The sequence below is a fragment of the Pantoea sp. SGAir0180 genome (assembly GCF_043546245.1).
In genome coordinates this window covers 3348418-3363577 of record NZ_CP028071.1, presented here as the reverse complement: position 1 = coordinate 3363577, position 15160 = coordinate 3348418, and the positions used below count along the sequence as shown (strand labels likewise).

Below are 15160 nucleotides of genomic sequence, written 5' to 3'. Positions count from 1 at the left end.
TCGCACAGTTGAAAGTCATCGCTTACGCCAATCGGTTATCACCCAGCCTGGCCGCCGCTTTTTGCGTCGCCAGGCGTCTTTTTTCAATAAAGGGAGCTATCTGGTCCTGCGCTTTTTGCAACTGCTCAGCCGGCGCGGTCCGCGGCGAGCCACTGGTAAAGGGCGGCGCGGGATCGTACTCCATATGCAACTGAATATTTTGAGCAATCTCAGGGCCGTAAAGCTCGGCGACAACAGTAAGCGCGAAGTCGATACCAGAGGTGACACCTGCGCCGGTGATACGATTTCGATCGCGCACAACACGCTGGTTTACAGGCTCGGCACCCAGAAGCACCAGTTGATCCAAGGATGCCCAGTGCGTCGTCGCCTGATAGCCTTGTAACAGCCCGGCAGCACCCAGCACCAACGACCCCGTGCAGACCGAGGTGATCAGTCTGGCCTGCTCACTCTGGCGTCGGACAAACGTAAGCACATCCTCATCCGCCATCAGTTCGATTTGCCCGGGGCCGCCGGGCACACAAATGATGTCCAGCGGCGGCGTCGTTGCAAAGGTAGTGGTAGGTAAGATCGCCATGCCACGGTCTGATATCACGGGCTGTAAATTTTTCCAGATCAGATGTACCCGCGCATGAGGCGCACGGACAAACACCTCATAAGGACCGGTGAGATCAAGTTGTGTCAGCGCGGGGAAGAGCAGAAGGCCGATGTTAATGGATGCGATGTCATTCATGAGAGGGTTCCTGAAGGCTAAAAATCTTCAATTGATGCTTTTTGAATGACAACGTTCTTAATGAAGACTCAATACGCTGCCATTCAGAAAGCGTCAAACGCCACATTAAGCTGTCAACGCAAAGCAGATTACTGGCGTGCCTACTAACAGAACGCTGATAGGTAAAATTCCTACCTTAAGGTGGTTATTTATTGCTTATAAACTGAAACACCTCAGTCAAGCCCGCTAATCAATCATCGATTTTCACTTACTCAGTAAATACTGATGATAAAATTGATGAAAAGTCTTTTTTGAACATAGCGTTATGCCACAAGAACATAGCAATTATGATAATAAAATACTAGTGTAAGAACGCTATTTTCTTCACCGATGCATTTTATTGACTCGGCTCATATTCATTTTTTTACTGCACGTGGTTAAATTTTTTTCGGATTAAAGCCTAATATAAATTTATCCATAGTGAAAGTGTGGTGTCACTGAGTTTTAACTGGCGTTACCTTTAACGATCGTCAGCGTCCTCGACGACTCTGTAGCGATGCGCAGGATTTTCAGCGTCAAAACATGTCACCATGAGTTCCTCATTTCTTATGTAAAATAAAGTTTCGGTTTTTCTGTTTTTTCCGGATTTAAAGTCTGGATTGGATTTTTTTTATAGTTCTTATTGTTGATTTTTTTCTTTTTACTGTCCGACATGAGTGGTTTGAGTGTTAAGTTAATGTAAGCTTTATGTAAACTAATATTGTTTACTTAATTTTGACTCCATGTTAATAACTATCTCTGGGTTTAAATGAACGTCATGGAGATGCAGGATGAAAACTATTTTGATTGCTGTAACAATGATGTTGTTGCTTGCCGGATGTAGTTCTGTGGGAGGCGAAGATAAATTTAGTAGGAGCTACGTGACCTCACATATTATTCCTGATAAAACCACGCAGGCCGAGGTTCAGGCGTTATACGGAACGCCAGACGACCAGAACGTAAGTTCCGACGGTGATTACGAATGGATTTATGATAAGAGTGGTAATTTGGATACGGCATCCAGCGTTATGGGTTATGTGCCGGGTGCAAGTGCTATTTCGAGCGCATTGGGAATGGCATCAAGCGCCAGTAGTGCGTCAGATTCAATGGCAAAAGCATCTGGAAAAATGAGCGGTGATACGAATTACCGTGCATCACATTTGTTCATCAGGTTTAATAAAAATAAAACAGTAAGTAGTTGGTTTATGTGATTTTCTCTACAATCAGGAGTGGGGAAGCAAACAGTCACTCCTGATTATTTTATAGTGAAAGGTATAGTGCTTTTTTAATTTCTAACTTTGAATTATCGTTATTTATTTCAAAGGGTTGACGTTGTCAGGTCAGACTTTTTAGAAAGAACACAGTTCGGCGTGTCATCCACAATAATTTATAAAGAATGCTCTGAACCGGTTTGAATCCTGAATGGATGTGCCCTTTCATTCTTTTATCACAACTACACTCGTCACGTTTTTTCTATTTGATGGTGGGTAGGTTTTGCCAGAGATGACGGTAGCGTTTATGGGTAACACTCACTGAGTAACAGGCTATGCATGCGATAACACGGTATCAATTTATTGTGATGAGTCATTTTTTATCGTATTGATAAGTCTTAATCATGTGTCGTGTTAAAAACTTTCTCAAGAGGAGAGGTAAAGCGCTGTCAAGACATCCCATCATTCAGAATAATGCTATAGATTCTGCGTAAGACATATTAATTTTGATAAAGGGGTATTTCTGTGTGGAAAACAGCGATCATTTCCTTCATTTTAATGCTTCTGGCATTCGCGACTAATTTAAGTATTTCGCGAGCCATGGCGGAGGATAGCGTAAATTCCCCAAGCATTAAACAGACAGCCAGCAAGACGTTTGACCCTTCAGCGATGCCTGTCTCTTCCGCGCCACCAGGGGCATTTCCCTATATAGCCCTTCCTGCGGGTTATGAAACGTCTACCCAACCTGATATCACCGAATTCGATCAAATCCCGTTCTGGACTGGCGATCATCTTGAACCTGTGGAAGGCAAGGTTTGGTCGGCCCATATTAGTGCCGTTCAGAACAAAACATTTTCACAGCTGGAGTTGAGTCGTAATATTGAATCTGTGGTGACGTCGTTAGGGGGGGAGAGTGTTTTTAACGGAAGAATCCCACCCGAAGCATTAAAAAAGATTGAAGCATGGCCACGTGATTTCACGACCAAGTACAACAGTGGCCTGGGGGATATCTGGAATAATGATGTGACGGTGTTCGTTATTCACCGGGCAGACAGAAATATCTGGATTCACCTTTGCACCTACGAGTTTGGGGGCGGTTTATTGATTGCCGAAACGAAACCTCTTGATATTACCGCGCGCGTATTGCCTGCGAACGAGATGGCAGAACAGATTAAGAAGGTGGGGAAAGTGGCGTTACATGTTAATTTCGCTACTGATAAAACGACAATTTTGCCTGATTCTCAGCCTCAGATTGAGCAGGTAGTTGCGCTACTCCATACCGACCCGGCTTTGAAACTAAAGGTGAGGGGATACACGGATAACACCGGTAACCCAGCCCATAATCAAACCCTGTCTGAAGGGCGTGCCAACGCTGTGGTTAAGGCCTTGACCGAGAAGGGCATTGACGCGGGCAGGTTATCGTTCGCGGGTTTTGGAGCAGCCGATCCGGTGGCCGATAATGCGAATGAGCAGGGCAGGGCTCAGAATCGACGAGTTGAACTGGTTAAACAACCTTAAATCCAAACCTTTTACTGTATTTGAAACGCCCCTACGGCAGTATAAGTGACAACGTGCAACTGGTCGCAACATCACCTCGTTGCCTCATCGCTGCCGTGTGATGTGCATCTGGTTGGATGCTTACTGAAACCCTTAAACGCAAAAACCCCCGCCGAAGCGAGGGTTTCAAATTTGTGGTGCCCGAACCCGGAATCGAACCAGGGACACGGGGATTTTCAATCCCCTGCTCTACCGACTGAGCTATTCGGGCAACGGGGCGCATTAAACCGTAAAGGCCGCATGCCGTCAACGGCTTTCATGAAAAAACCCTGCAAAACGTGACTGATTGCCTGAATTTCAGTCAAAGGCGTTGAAACTCACGCCAGTGCGCCATTTTTACGGCACAGGGCAATGCTTAATATATCTTCCGCAAGACGTTTAGCGACATCCACATCCTGCACATTGCGCTTGATCAGCAGCTTGCTTAAGCAGCCTTCCAGCACCAGCTCCATTTGATCAGCCACCATACTCGGGTTATCCAGACCCAGCGCATTTAAAATAGTGTGGGTAAATTCCCAGGAGGCGCGCTTCTGTTTTTCTGCCAGTTGATGAATGGGTTGATCGGGATGCGGATAGAAGCTGCAGGCGGCGATAAACAGGCAGCCGGGAAAGCGTCCCTTGGTGACATGCTCATTTAACCCTTCGTAGCGCGCCATTAACTTCTGTTCGGGTCGCAGTGCGCTGTTTTGTAATACCTCTTGTCGCCAGCTGTCGATTTGCTGGGCATGAAACTGCAATGCGTCGTAGAGCAGTGCGTCGCGGTCAGCCCAGAACTGCTCAAGTTGCTGCTCGCTGAGTCGCATCTCTTCGGCCAGGATTTTCAGCGACGAGGTGGACGCTAAGCCATTTTGTTCAAGCACGTTTAATGCATGGTCAAGTATCTGTTCACGTTGCAAACCGTTCTCCTCTGCGATGCAGGCCCGTTCAGGTCAACGGGCTGTGTCCAGGTTCCAGTGTTGTTTACTCACGCAGTTTCTGCAAATGTTCGTCAAAATCCTTTGGCTTCAGGAAACCGGTGATACGTGAACCGGGAATTTCTTTTCCCTGAGTATCAAAGAATAAAATCGTGGGCAGCCCCAGCACGTGAAGATGCTGCAACAGCGCATTGTCGGTAGCCGTGTTCGCCGTGACGTTAGCCTGTAACAGCTGGACATCCTTAAGACTGGCACGTACCGCACTGTCGCTAAAGGTATACTTCTCAAACTCTTTACAGGCCACGCACCAGTCCGCGTACAAATCCACCATCGTCATGCGGCCCTGTGTCTGTTGCAGCGCCTGATCTAACTGGCTAACCGTTTGAACAGACTGAAAGGGAAGGTGCGCGACAGTTTGCTGTGGCGCGTCATTGCCAAACGCCCAGTCCTGCAAAGGGCGAGCGCTGATCAGGGCGGCGATCAGCATGAGCATTTGCACGATGCGCCATTTGCCGCCGCTGGCGCGCAGGCTGGCACTGAAGGCCCACGCAAAAAAGGCGACGCCCAGCAGGCTCCATAAGCGCACGCCCCACAGCTCACCCAGCACCCGTTCCAGCAGGAAAACCGGCAGCGCGAGAATAACGAACCCAAACCCTTCCTTAACGGTCTGCATCCAGGGGCCGCTTTTAGGCAGGAAGCGGCTACCGAACAGCGTCACGGCAATCAGCGGTAAGCCCATACCGATGGCATACAGCCACAATGTACCGGCACCCGCCAGCAGGTTACCGCTCTGTGCGATATAGAGCAGGATGGCACTGAGCGGCGCGGTGGTGCAGGGGGAACAAATTAAACCTGCCAGCGCGCCCATCAGGAAAACGCCGGGCAGTGAGCCGCCCTGCTGACGGTTGCTCCACAGCGTCAGACGGGTTTGTACGCTGGCGGGTAACTGTAGCGAAAACAGGCCAAACATCGACATGGCCAGCACTACAAACAGCACGGATAAACCGATCAGGACATAGGGATGCTGTAAGGCCGCCTGAAAACGCAGGCCAGTCGCGGCGACTGTCACGCCGAGCAGGGTATAGGTAAGCGCCATTCCTTGCACATAAACCAGGGCCAGCGCGAACAGGCGACCCAGCGAGTTGTTACGCTTACCGCCAAGGATAATGCCCGAAATCAGGGGATACATCGGTAAGACGCAGGGCGTAAATGCCACACCGATACCAATCAGCAGCGCCCACAATGGCGAAAAGGGGAGCGGGCTGGCGGTGGCGGGCGGGCGCTCCCCTGAGTCTGCATCCTCGCTGGCGACAACGGGTGTGAGTGGAATGCTGCGCGTTTCAGGTGGATAACAGAAGCCAGCGGCAGCACAGCCCTGATACGTCACGCTCAGCGTACTGCCCCTGGCAGCCTGTTGTAGCGTGACGGGCACGTTCAGGTTCTGCGGATAAATCTCGCTCTTACCAAAAAATTCATCTTCGTGTGGCTGACCCGCTGGCAAGGCCACAGGCGCGATACGCGCATTGTTGGCGACGACCCTGATTTGCTGGCGGTAGAGATAGTAGCCGTCTTTAACCTTCCAGTGCAGATTGAGCTGTGCGCCCTGTTGGTCGAAATCAAAAGCAAAAGCCTGGTCGACGGGCAAAAAGCGGCTGGTGGTTTTGGGGGCAAACAGGTCTGCCTGCGCCTGCAGGCAGATAAACAGGGCCAGTATCAGGGTAATTAAGCGAGCGATGCGTGCAGCCATGACAAGTATTCACTGTCTCCATGTTGAACCGGAAGCACCAGCAGTTCTGGTACGTCATAAGGATGTGAGCGCTTAAGCAGATCGAGCAATGCCTGCTGATGAGCTGTATCGCATTTGAGTAACATCTGAACTTCGCTGGCCTGCTCGAGCTGGCCCTGCCAGACGTAGTACGAGGTGGCACCCGGTAAAAGGGTGACACAGGCGGCCAGTCTGGCCTTCAGCGCCTGGGTGGCAAGCTGCTGCGCGCACGCCTGGTCAGGGGCGGTGCAGAGGATGACAACGGCATTCATCATGAGGCTCCTGTTGAAAATCGCGTCGATGATAGCACGTTCACTGTGCGGTCGGGACTACAGCAGCAGCCCACCAAAAATAAAGCCGAACACGACAGACAGGGTGATGGCCAGCACGCCGGGAATGATAAAGGCATGGTTGAACACGAACTTACCGATTCGGGTCGAGCCAGTGTCATCCATCTCAACGGCGGCTAACAGTGTGGGATAGGTCGGTAACACAAACAGCGCTGACACGGCGGCAAAAGAAGCGATAGCTGTCAAAGGGCTAACGCCGCAGGCAGCAGGGCTTTCGCGGTTGCTGCCTGAGAATAGAGCAGCATCGAAGAAAAGAACAATACCAGCGCCAGCATCCACGGATAGGTTTTTAAGGTATCCCCCGCCAGCATCTGGATATCAGCCAGATGGGCTTTGACGAAGGTATCGCCGAGCCAGGCTACGCCCATGACGCAGACGCAGGCACTCATACCGGATTTAAACGTACTGGCGCTCAGAATCGCGCCGCTGTCAATATTACAGGTCAGACTAATCAACGTGGCAATAGTGAGCATAAATACCACAATCGCTTCGTTGCGCGGCAGGGGCGGATTGACGATCAGGTTTACGCTTTCGCTGGTAATGGTCGCATAGATCACCACGGCAGCAATCCCGACCAGGAAAAGCAGGACAGACTTTCTGGCGCCGGGTCTGGCGTGATAGACGGTTTCCCCACGCAGGGCCACTTCGCTTTTCGCCAGGCGAGCCTGATAAACGGCGTCATCTTTCAGCTCTTTTCCCAGGAAGTTAGTGACCAGCGCGGCAAGAAACAGCCCAACCATGGTAGCCGGAATGGCGATGGCCAGCAGCATGATGTAGCTTACGCCGCGAGGTTCGAGCAGCGTGGCAAAGAAGACGACCGCCGCCGAGATAGGCGAGGCGGTAATGGCAACCTGAGATGCGACAACCGCCATCGACAGCGGACGAGAAGGACGCACGCCTTGCTCTTTCGCCACCTCGGCGATGACCGGCAGGGTAGAGAAGGCGGTATGACCGGTGCCCGCCAGCAGCGTCATCACATAGGTGACCAGCGGGGCAAGAAAGGTGACATAACGGGGATGACGACGCAGCAGGCGTTCGGCAAGGCTGACCAGGTAGTCCATGCCACCAGCAACCTGCATGGCCGCAATCGCCGCGATGACCGCCATGATGATTTCAATCACATCAAACGGAATGGCGCCTGGCTTCATACCAAAGCCAAGCGTCAGGATGAGCACGCCCATGCCACCCGCAAAGCCAATACCGATCCCGCCAAGACGCGCGCCCAGCCAGATCGCCAGTACCACGATAAACAGTTCAACCAGGAACATGTGCCACTCCCGAAATGATGATGAGCCGAAAAGTAAACCCATCCTTTTAACAAACAAAAAGGCACATCGTTTTGATTACGATGTGCCTTTTACACCAGTAAGCGCAATTACGCCTTACTGTTCGTTTTCATCGGTATAGCGTTTCGCCTTATAAACCGGATACATCAGGTTTTGCACAGAGAAAATATCATCCAGCTCGCTTTCGGTCAGCAGGCCGCGCTCCAGCACCACCTCGCGCACGCTTTTGCCGGTTTCGGCGCAAATTTTACCGACGATGTCACCATTGTGGTGGCCGATATAGGGGTTCAGATAGGTCACAATCCCAATGGAGTTAAACACGTAGGCTTCGCAGACCGCTTTGTTCGCCGTGATACCGTTGACGCATTTTTCCAGCAGGTTATAGCAGGCGTTGGTCAGAATGCTGATCGATTCAAACAGCGCCTGACCGATGACCGGCTCCATGACGTTGAGCTGAAGCTGGCCGGCTTCCGACGCCATCGTGACCGTCGTATCGTTACCAATCACCTTAAAGCACACCTGATTGACGACTTCAGGCACCACCGGATTCACTTTGGCAGGCATGATGGAGGAACCGGCTTGCAGCTCCGGCAGGTTAATCTCGTTCAGGCCCGCGCGTGGGCCGGAAGAAAGCAGGCGCAGGTCATTACAGATCTTCGACAGTTTGACAGCCAGGCGTTTGAGCGATGAATGCACCATGACATAGGCGCCGCAGTCTGAAGTGGCTTCGATCAGGTCTTCGGCGGGCACGACCGCGAGGTTGCTGACTTCCGCCAGTTTCTGCACTGCCAGCTGCTGGTAACCGTCCGGCGTGTTCAGGCGCGTACCGATAGCGGTTGCGCCCAGGTTCACTTCCAGTAGCAGTTCGCCAGTGCGCAAAATGCTTTTCGTCTCTTCATTCAGCAGAACGCTGTAGGCATGGAACTCCTGGCCCAGCGTCATCGGCACCGCATCCTGTAGCTGGGTACGACCCATTTTTAAAATGGTCTGGAATTCATCCGCTTTACGCTGAAACCCGTCCGCTAACTGACTGATACCGTCGAGCAGTTTCAGCAGTGAGCTGTAAACGGCAATACGAAAACCCGTCGGATAGGCATCGTTAGTGGACTGGCATTTATTTACGTGGTCGTTCGGGTTCAGGTACTGATATTCGCCTTTTTGATGCCCCATCAGTTCCAGACCAATATTCGCCAGTACCTCATTGGTATTCATATTCACCGAGGTGCCTGCGCCGCCCTGATAAACATCAACCGGAAACTGATCCATGCAGCGACCGTTGTTTAGCACTTCATCGCAGGCCTGAATAATGGTGTTGGCGATATCACGCGGTAAGGTTTGTAGCTCTTTGTTTGCCATCGCCGCGGCTTTTTTCACCATCACCATGCCGCGAACAAACTCAGGAATGTCACTGATTTTGCTGTTGCTGATGTAAAAGTTTTCAATCGCACGCAAAGTATGAACGCCATAGTAAGCATCCGCCGGAACTTCACGCATGCCTAACAGGTCTTCTTCGATACGAATGTTGTTCGCCATGATAACCTTCTTGTTGTCACTGCTAACCATCGCAGATGATGTGTTTGTTTTGTGGGGAAGCGCCAGAACCGCTATTTTATCCGTATTCAGGCAGGTGAGCACGATCCTATTCTGACAGAGACGCAAAGCGCGAACAGAGATCACCTGTCTGGCCGCGTTACGTTAACAATATGTGAAATCGCTCACAAAAATAACCCGTAAGCAAAAATTTGCCGGGTGCGGTTGAAATTGACGATCAGAATAACCATCTCTGTTTTTTTACCTTTTTCACATCCATATTCCACGCTGTCGGGTTAACGACCGGGCAGCCTGACTCACAGGAGAATCCGGTGCGCTGGTTACCGTTAGTGATCTTTTTCGTACTGGCCTGGATTGAGATCTCACTTTTCATTCAGGTTGCACACGTCCTGGGCGTGCTGCTCACCATGCTGCTGGTGGTTTTCACCTCCTGCATTGGCGTGTCTTTAGTCAAAAATCAGGGCATGAAAAACTTTATGCTGATGCAGGAGAAGCTGGCACGTAATGAAAGCCCGGCACAGGAGATGATCAAAAGCGTTTCGCTGATCATTGCCGGTTTCCTGCTGCTGCTGCCTGGTTTCTTTACCGATATGCTGGGGCTGCTTCTGCTGCTGCCACTGGTGCAAAAGCACCTCACGCTGAAGCTGATGCCGCATTTGCGCGTCTGGCGCGGGCCGGGAGCGGGCCCGGACAGTGGCTATACCATGGATGGCGAGTACGAACGTAAAGATACCGATCGTCTTGAACACCATGACGATCCTAAGGATCGTTAATTCCCACCCTGCGCGACGTCGGGTCGCGCTTTTTGTTTGTTCGCCCGCCCGTTTGCCACCTTTGTTCAAAAAGTCATCAGTCGCATCATCAGGCAAAAAAAATTTGTAGGTTCCCCCCTTGAAAGAGGGAAAGCGCGGCCCTATCTCTCTGGTCACGAGGCCGGAAGCCACACAGCCCGGTATTCAACCCAAAAATGAATGATTGGACTTCTCAAAGGAGAGCTATCAAATGAAAATTCGTCCATTACACGATCGCGTAATCGTGAAGCGTAAAGAAGTGGAAGCTAAGTCAGCGGGTGGCATCGTGCTGACCGGTTCTGCTGCAGGCAAATCCACGCGCGGTGAAGTGCTGGCTGTGGGTAAAGGCCGTATTCTTGAAAGTGGCGAAGTGAAGCCGCTGGATGTGAAAGTGGGTGACGTTGTGATTTTCAGCGAAGGCTACGGTGCCAAAACTGAGAAAATCGACAATGAAGAAGTCCTGATCATCTCTGAAAGCGACATTCTGGCGATTGTTGAAGCGTAAGTTTTACGCGTAATTCACTGAACGAAACGAATTTAAGGGAAATTTGAAATGGCAGCTAAAGACGTAAAATTCGGTAATGACGCACGCGTAAAAATGTTGCGTGGCGTAAACGTACTGGCAGATGCAGTAAAAGTTACCCTGGGTCCTAAAGGCCGTAACGTAGTTCTGGATAAATCTTTTGGTGCACCGACCATCACGAAAGATGGCGTTTCTGTTGCGCGTGAAATCGAGCTGGAAGACAAGTTCGAAAACATGGGTGCGCAGATGGTGAAAGAAGTTGCCTCTAAAGCCAACGATGCGGCGGGCGACGGTACCACCACGGCAACCGTACTGGCGCAGTCCATCATCACCGAAGGCCTGAAGGCCGTTGCGGCGGGCATGAACCCGATGGATCTGAAGCGCGGTATCGACCAGGCGGTTGTTGCTGCAGTTGAAGAACTGAAAAAACTGTCTGTGCCTTGCTCAGACTCTAAAGCGATTGCGCAGGTGGGTACCATCTCTGCAAACTCTGATGAAACCGTCGGTACCCTGATCGCGCAGGCGATGGAAAAAGTGGGTAAAGAAGGTGTTATCACCGTTGAAGAAGGCACCGGTCTGCAAGACGAGCTGGACGTGGTTGAAGGTATGCAGTTCGACCGCGGTTACCTGTCTCCGTACTTCATCAACAAGCCAGAAACAGGCGCAGTAGAACTGGAATCCCCGTTCATCCTGCTGGCTGACAAGAAAATTTCTAACATTCGCGAAATGCTGCCAGTGCTGGAAGCCGTTGCGAAAGCAGGCAAACCGCTGCTGATCATCGCGGAAGACGTAGAAGGCGAAGCGCTGGCTACCCTGGTGGTGAACACCATGCGTGGTATCGTGAAAGTGGCTGCGGTTAAAGCACCTGGCTTCGGCGATCGTCGTAAAGCGATGCTGCAGGATATCGCTATCCTGACTGGCGGTACCGTTATCTCTGAAGAGATCGGTATGGAGCTGGAAAAAGCTGCGCTGGAAGATCTGGGTCAGGCGAAGCGTGTGGTTATCAATAAAGACACCACCACTATCATCGATGGCGTGGGTGAAGAAAGCACCATCCAGGGCCGCGTTACCCAGATTCGTCAGCAGATCGAAGAAGCGACCTCTGACTACGACAAAGAAAAACTGCAGGAGCGTGTGGCTAAACTGGCAGGCGGCGTAGCCGTACTGAAAGTAGGCGCAGCGACTGAAGTTGAAATGAAAGAGAAGAAAGCGCGCGTTGAAGATGCCCTGCACGCAACCCGTGCTGCGGTTGAGGAAGGCGTGGTTGCTGGTGGTGGTGTGGCGCTGGTTCGTGTGGCAGCACAGCTGTCAGAACTGCGTGGCCAGAACGAAGACCAGAACGTGGGTATCAAAGTTGCGCTGCGCGCAATGGAAGCTCCGCTGCGTCAAATCGTTTCTAACGCCGGTGAAGAGCCTTCTGTTGTTGCCAACAACGTGAAAGCGGGCGACGGTAACTACGGTTACAACGCGCAGACTGAAGAATACGGCAACATGATCGACTTCGGTATTCTGGACCCAACCAAAGTGACCCGTTCTGCACTGCAGTACGCGGCGTCGGTTGCTGGCCTGATGATCACCACCGAATGTATGGTCACTGACCTGCCGAAAAGCGATGCGCCAGATTTAGGTGCAGGCGCTGGCGGTATGGGTGGCATGGGCGGAATGGGCGGCATGATGTAATTGCCCCCTGACCCTTGCGTCACAGGAACCCCCGATCGGAAACGGTCGGGGGTTTTTCTTTTGCTGAGGAAAAGGTATAAGTAGTGGCGCAACGGTTACGTTGGCACGGATTAGGGCAATGAATGTGCAGAAAAAATGCGTGTTTTTCTGCTACGCTGCCATCCGACTCTGATGATAATAAATGGGGATTATAATGCGGATTAACCTCTTGCTCGGTCTGACGGCTGGCGCGTTATTGCTTGCGGGCTGCAGCAGCTCAACCGAACTCTCTTCTGCAGGTCAGCGCGTCACCTTTACCGATCAGCAGCCTGGCAAACAGTGTCAGCTTCTGGGCACCCTGACCGGCTCACAAAGTAACTGGTTAAGCGGAGCCGGTGGTGAAACCAGCGCACTGCGTGGTGCGGCTAACGATCTGCGTAACCGTGCAGCAGAAATGGGCGGTAACGTGATTTACGGTGCGACCAGCCCGACACAAAACCTGCTTTCAGCGTTTGCACCACTCGACAGTAAAATGACCGGCCAGGTTTATAAGTGCCCTAACTGATCGGGCAATGAACTGGCAAGATTTCTGAGACGACCGGCCCGCGTGCCGGTCGTTTTTTTATGCGCTGATGAAATGAAAGAGGCTGTATTTGTTTGAAGTGCAACCGTTCCGCGAGGCTTTGCTTCAGTGCCGAAACAGGGCTTGTCAGGGCCGGATTATTCCTGCCGAAGTTGCAGATCCAGGGGGGTTTTACTGGGCTCCCCCCCGATTTCGCGCGCCAGCTTCGGTACCAGATAACCGGAGACCAAAGGCAGCAGATCGCGCATCAGGGCACGCGCGTCCTGATCCGAAACATAGAAATGCGCCGCGCCCTGCACTTTATCCAGTACGTGCAGGTAGTAGGGCAGAATGCCCGCATCAAACAGTGCGTTGCTCAACGCCGCAAGGCATTGCGCCCGATCGTTCACGCCGCGCAGCAACACGCTCTGATTGAGTAACGTTACGCCAGCGCGCTTAAGGCGCGTCATGGCGTCGCAGAGGGCATCATCGATCTCGTTGGCATGATTGATGTGGGTGACCATCAGAACCTGCAGGCGCGTTCCCGCCAGCGTCTGACAGAGCGCCTGCGTAATGCGCGCAGGGATCACCACCGGCAGTCGGCTGTGAATGCGTAACCGTTTCAGATGGGGAATGGCAGCCAGCGCCTCAATCAGCCAGGCGAGTTCATGATCTTTCGCCATTAACGGATCGCCGCCAGAAAAGATGATCTCATCCAGTTCAGGGTGATCGGCAATATAATCAAGCGCTGCCTGCCAGTTACGCTTATTGCCCTGATTATCCTGATAAGGAAAATGACGGCGGAAGCAGTAACGGCAATTCACGGCGCAGCCACCTTTGACCAGCAGCAGGGCCCGGTTTTGGTATTTGTGCAGTAATCCCGGCACCACGCTGTTTTGCTCATCTAACGGATCGGTGCTATAACCTGGCGCTTCAATGAATTCCTGGCGGCTGGTCAATACCTGAAGCAAAAGGGGATCCTGCGCATCGCCTTTTTTCATCCGCTGGATAAATGCGCGCGGCACGCGCAGGGCAAAAAGCCGACGTGCATCGCTACCAGCAGCCAGATCCGGAAGATGATCGAGCGCTAAAAGTTGCAGTAATTCATGAGGATCAGTGACAACATCAGCAAGTTGCTGCAACCAATCTTCTCTGGAAGGGGAATTTAGGGTTACAATGTGTGCCATTTTTTTGGCTATTACCAGTTAATATCTACAGAGGGCCTTTATGGCGACTTATCTTAGCAACGATTTCCGTACCGGTCTTAAAATCATGTTCGAAGGCGAGCCTTATGCCATCGAATCAAGCGAGTTTGTTAAGCCGGGTAAAGGTCAGGCGTTTGCACGTGTAAAAATGCGTCGTCTGCTGACCGGTTCACGCGTTGAGAAAACCTTCAAATCAACCGATTCTGCCGAAGGCGCAGACGTGAAGGATATGACGCTGCAGTACTCTTACAACGACGGCGATTTCTACTACTTCATGCACCCGGAAAGCTTTGAGCAGTACCAGGTTGAAGCTAAAGTGCTGGATGAAGTACAGAAGTGGTTGCAGGACAATGCGGAGTGTATCGTAACCTTGTGGAACGATAAACCGATTGCAGTTCAGCCACCGAACTTTATCGAAGCGGAAGTGATTGAAACTGACCCAGGCCTGAAAGGCGATACCGCGGGTACAGGCGGCAAGCCTGCCACGCTGTCTACCGGCGCCGTCATTAAAGTGCCTTTATTCGTTCAGATTGGCGAGGTGGTGAAAGTGGACACCCGCTCTGGCGAATACGTTTCACGCGTAAAATAATCCTGAGAGGCGCATCCTGTGATGCGCCTTTTTTATGTGAGTTTCAACAATGAAAAAACTGGCAAAACTTATCGCGCTGGCGTTGCTGGTCTCTTCTGGACTGAGCGCCTGTAATACCTTTCACGGTTTTGGCGAGGATGTCTCTCACCTGGGTGGGGCTATTTCTCGCGCCGCGAAGTAACACGGCAGAATTTCCTTTTTTCAGCGGGTTAGGCTCGCAGCGTGGCGTAATCGGTCTATGCTTTAAAAGCTGTACTTTTAATGCAACGTAAAAAAGGAACTGGCTTATGTTAAAGAAAAGTATTGTTGCGATTTTTTCTGTGGTGATGTTATCGGCATTGTTGTCAGGCTGTAATACCACGCGTGGCGTTGGCGAAGACGTTGAAGCAGGCGGTCAGGCGATTCAACGTAGCGCGCAGTAAGCTCCAAAAACCGGTACGAACGTCTTT

15 protein-coding genes, 1 tRNA gene and 1 pseudogene are annotated in these 15160 nt (G+C 51.6%); 9 read left to right on the top strand and 8 right to left on the bottom strand.

What is annotated here, in order from left to right; all coding sequences use genetic code 11:
- Nucleotides 1–22: 22 nt before the first annotated feature.
- The gene (locus C1N58_RS15865; protein ID WP_054634610.1) at nt 23–730 is read right to left on the bottom strand and encodes a DJ-1/PfpI family protein; all 708 of its coding nucleotides are present in this window, start codon (nt 728–730) and stop codon (nt 23–25) included.
- 809 nt (nt 731–1539) lie between these two features.
- Between C1N58_RS15865 and C1N58_RS15860 the strand changes: the two genes are divergently transcribed.
- Together C1N58_RS15860 and C1N58_RS15855 are read left to right on the top strand one after the other, a co-directional pair.
- On the top strand, nt 1540–1959 hold the full coding sequence (locus C1N58_RS15860) for a putative periplasmic lipoprotein (RefSeq protein ID WP_054634609.1): 420 nt from the start codon (nt 1540–1542) through the stop codon (nt 1957–1959).
- A gap of 525 nt (nt 1960–2484) precedes the next feature.
- A complete protein-coding gene (locus tag C1N58_RS15855) occupies nt 2485–3477 on the top strand; it encodes an OmpA family protein (protein WP_394564320.1) in 993 nt (330 codons plus the stop codon).
- A 174-nt stretch (nt 3478–3651) separates the two neighbouring features.
- Here the strand turns inward: C1N58_RS15855 and C1N58_RS15850 are convergent.
- The 6 genes and pseudogenes from C1N58_RS15850 to aspA form a co-directional block, all read right to left on the bottom strand.
- Nucleotides 3652–3727: transfer RNA gene (locus tag C1N58_RS15850), tRNA-Phe, on the bottom strand.
- A gap of 106 nt (nt 3728–3833) precedes the next feature.
- Nucleotides 3834–4412, bottom strand: a complete 579-nt coding sequence (locus tag C1N58_RS15845) for a division control transcriptional repressor DicD (RefSeq protein ID WP_006121703.1) — start codon at nt 4410–4412, stop codon at nt 3834–3836.
- Nucleotides 4413–4476: 64 nt separating this feature from the next.
- Complete coding sequence (locus C1N58_RS15840; RefSeq protein ID WP_394564319.1) at nt 4477–6177, bottom strand: protein-disulfide reductase DsbD; 1701 nt, start codon at nt 6175–6177, stop codon at nt 4477–4479.
- On the bottom strand, nt 6153–6467 hold the full coding sequence (gene cutA / locus C1N58_RS15835) for a divalent cation tolerance protein CutA (protein WP_006121705.1): 315 nt from the start codon (nt 6465–6467) through the stop codon (nt 6153–6155). Before cutA ends, C1N58_RS15840 begins: the two co-directional genes overlap by 25 nt.
- A 57-nt stretch (nt 6468–6524) precedes the next feature.
- Nucleotides 6525–7813: pseudogene (locus C1N58_RS15830) on the bottom strand (anaerobic C4-dicarboxylate transporter).
- Between the two features lie 114 nt (nt 7814–7927).
- Nucleotides 7928–9364 carry an aspartate ammonia-lyase gene (gene aspA / locus C1N58_RS15825; RefSeq protein WP_033739147.1) on the bottom strand — a complete coding sequence of 479 codons (1437 nt, stop codon included), beginning with the start codon at nt 9362–9364 and terminating at the stop codon, nt 7928–7930.
- Nucleotides 9365–9693: 329 nt separating this feature from the next.
- Here aspA and C1N58_RS15820 point away from each other — a divergent pair, with 329 nt between their 5' ends.
- The 4 genes from C1N58_RS15820 to C1N58_RS15805 all read left to right on the top strand — a co-directional run bounded on the left by C1N58_RS15820 (nt 9694) and on the right by C1N58_RS15805 (nt 12920).
- The gene (locus C1N58_RS15820; RefSeq protein ID WP_283788085.1) at nt 9694–10155 is read left to right on the top strand and encodes an FxsA family protein; all 462 of its coding nucleotides are present in this window, start codon (nt 9694–9696) and stop codon (nt 10153–10155) included.
- 229 nt (nt 10156–10384) lie between these two features.
- Nucleotides 10385–10678 carry a co-chaperone GroES gene (locus C1N58_RS15815; RefSeq protein WP_006121709.1) on the top strand — a complete coding sequence of 98 codons (294 nt, stop codon included), beginning with the start codon at nt 10385–10387 and terminating at the stop codon, nt 10676–10678.
- A 48-nt stretch (nt 10679–10726) separates the two neighbouring features.
- Nucleotides 10727–12376: a chaperonin GroEL gene (gene groL / locus C1N58_RS15810; protein ID WP_006121710.1), complete on the top strand. Its 1650-nt coding sequence runs from the start codon at nt 10727–10729 to the stop codon at nt 12374–12376.
- Nucleotides 12377–12569: 193 nt separating this feature from the next.
- Nucleotides 12570–12920, top strand: coding sequence for a DUF4156 domain-containing protein (locus C1N58_RS15805; protein WP_006121711.1), 351 nt, complete (start codon nt 12570–12572; stop codon nt 12918–12920).
- 155 nt (nt 12921–13075) lie between these two features.
- On the opposite strand, the gene epmB is transcribed toward C1N58_RS15805, so the two are convergent.
- Entirely contained in the window at nt 13076–14104 is a 1029-nt protein-coding gene (epmB, locus tag C1N58_RS15800) for an EF-P beta-lysylation protein EpmB (protein ID WP_162286127.1), read from the bottom strand.
- A gap of 40 nt (nt 14105–14144) precedes the next feature.
- Here epmB and efp point away from each other — a divergent pair, with 40 nt between their 5' ends.
- From efp to C1N58_RS15785, 3 genes are all read left to right on the top strand, one after another.
- Entirely contained in the window at nt 14145–14711 is a 567-nt protein-coding gene (gene efp, locus C1N58_RS15795) for an elongation factor P (RefSeq protein WP_006121713.1), read from the top strand.
- 49 nt (nt 14712–14760) lie between these two features.
- Nucleotides 14761–14892, top strand: a complete 132-nt coding sequence (locus tag C1N58_RS15790) for an entericidin A/B family lipoprotein (protein ID WP_006121714.1) — start codon at nt 14761–14763, stop codon at nt 14890–14892.
- A gap of 106 nt (nt 14893–14998) precedes the next feature.
- Nucleotides 14999–15133, top strand: a complete 135-nt coding sequence (locus tag C1N58_RS15785; RefSeq protein ID WP_006121715.1) for an entericidin A/B family lipoprotein — start codon at nt 14999–15001, stop codon at nt 15131–15133.
- The last annotated feature ends 27 nt before the right edge of the window (nt 15134–15160 follow it).

Excerpts from the sequence above, each read along its gene's own strand:
- aspA (WP_033739147.1), bottom strand. The coding sequence starts at position 9,364 with ATGGCGAACAACATTCGTATCGAAGAAGACCTGTTAGGCATGCGTGAA.
- C1N58_RS15840 (WP_394564319.1), bottom strand. The coding sequence starts at position 6,177 with ATGGCTGCACGCATCGCTCGCTTAATTACCCTGATACTGGCCCTGTTT.
- epmB (WP_162286127.1), bottom strand. The coding sequence starts at position 14,104 with ATGGCACACATTGTAACCCTAAATTCCCCTTCCAGAGAAGATTGGTTG.
- C1N58_RS15805 (WP_006121711.1), top strand. The coding sequence starts at position 12,570 with ATGCGGATTAACCTCTTGCTCGGTCTGACGGCTGGCGCGTTATTGCTT.
- C1N58_RS15815 (WP_006121709.1), top strand. The coding sequence starts at position 10,385 with ATGAAAATTCGTCCATTACACGATCGCGTAATCGTGAAGCGTAAAGAA.
- cutA (WP_006121705.1), bottom strand. The coding sequence starts at position 6,467 with ATGAATGCCGTTGTCATCCTCTGCACCGCCCCTGACCAGGCGTGCGCG.
- C1N58_RS15790 (WP_006121714.1), top strand. The coding sequence starts at position 14,761 with ATGAAAAAACTGGCAAAACTTATCGCGCTGGCGTTGCTGGTCTCTTCT.
- C1N58_RS15860 (WP_054634609.1), top strand. The coding sequence starts at position 1,540 with ATGAAAACTATTTTGATTGCTGTAACAATGATGTTGTTGCTTGCCGGA.
- groL (WP_006121710.1), top strand. The coding sequence starts at position 10,727 with ATGGCAGCTAAAGACGTAAAATTCGGTAATGACGCACGCGTAAAAATG.
- efp (WP_006121713.1), top strand. The coding sequence starts at position 14,145 with ATGGCGACTTATCTTAGCAACGATTTCCGTACCGGTCTTAAAATCATG.
- C1N58_RS15785 (WP_006121715.1), top strand. The coding sequence starts at position 14,999 with ATGTTAAAGAAAAGTATTGTTGCGATTTTTTCTGTGGTGATGTTATCG.
- C1N58_RS15865 (WP_054634610.1), bottom strand. The coding sequence starts at position 730 with ATGAATGACATCGCATCCATTAACATCGGCCTTCTGCTCTTCCCCGCG.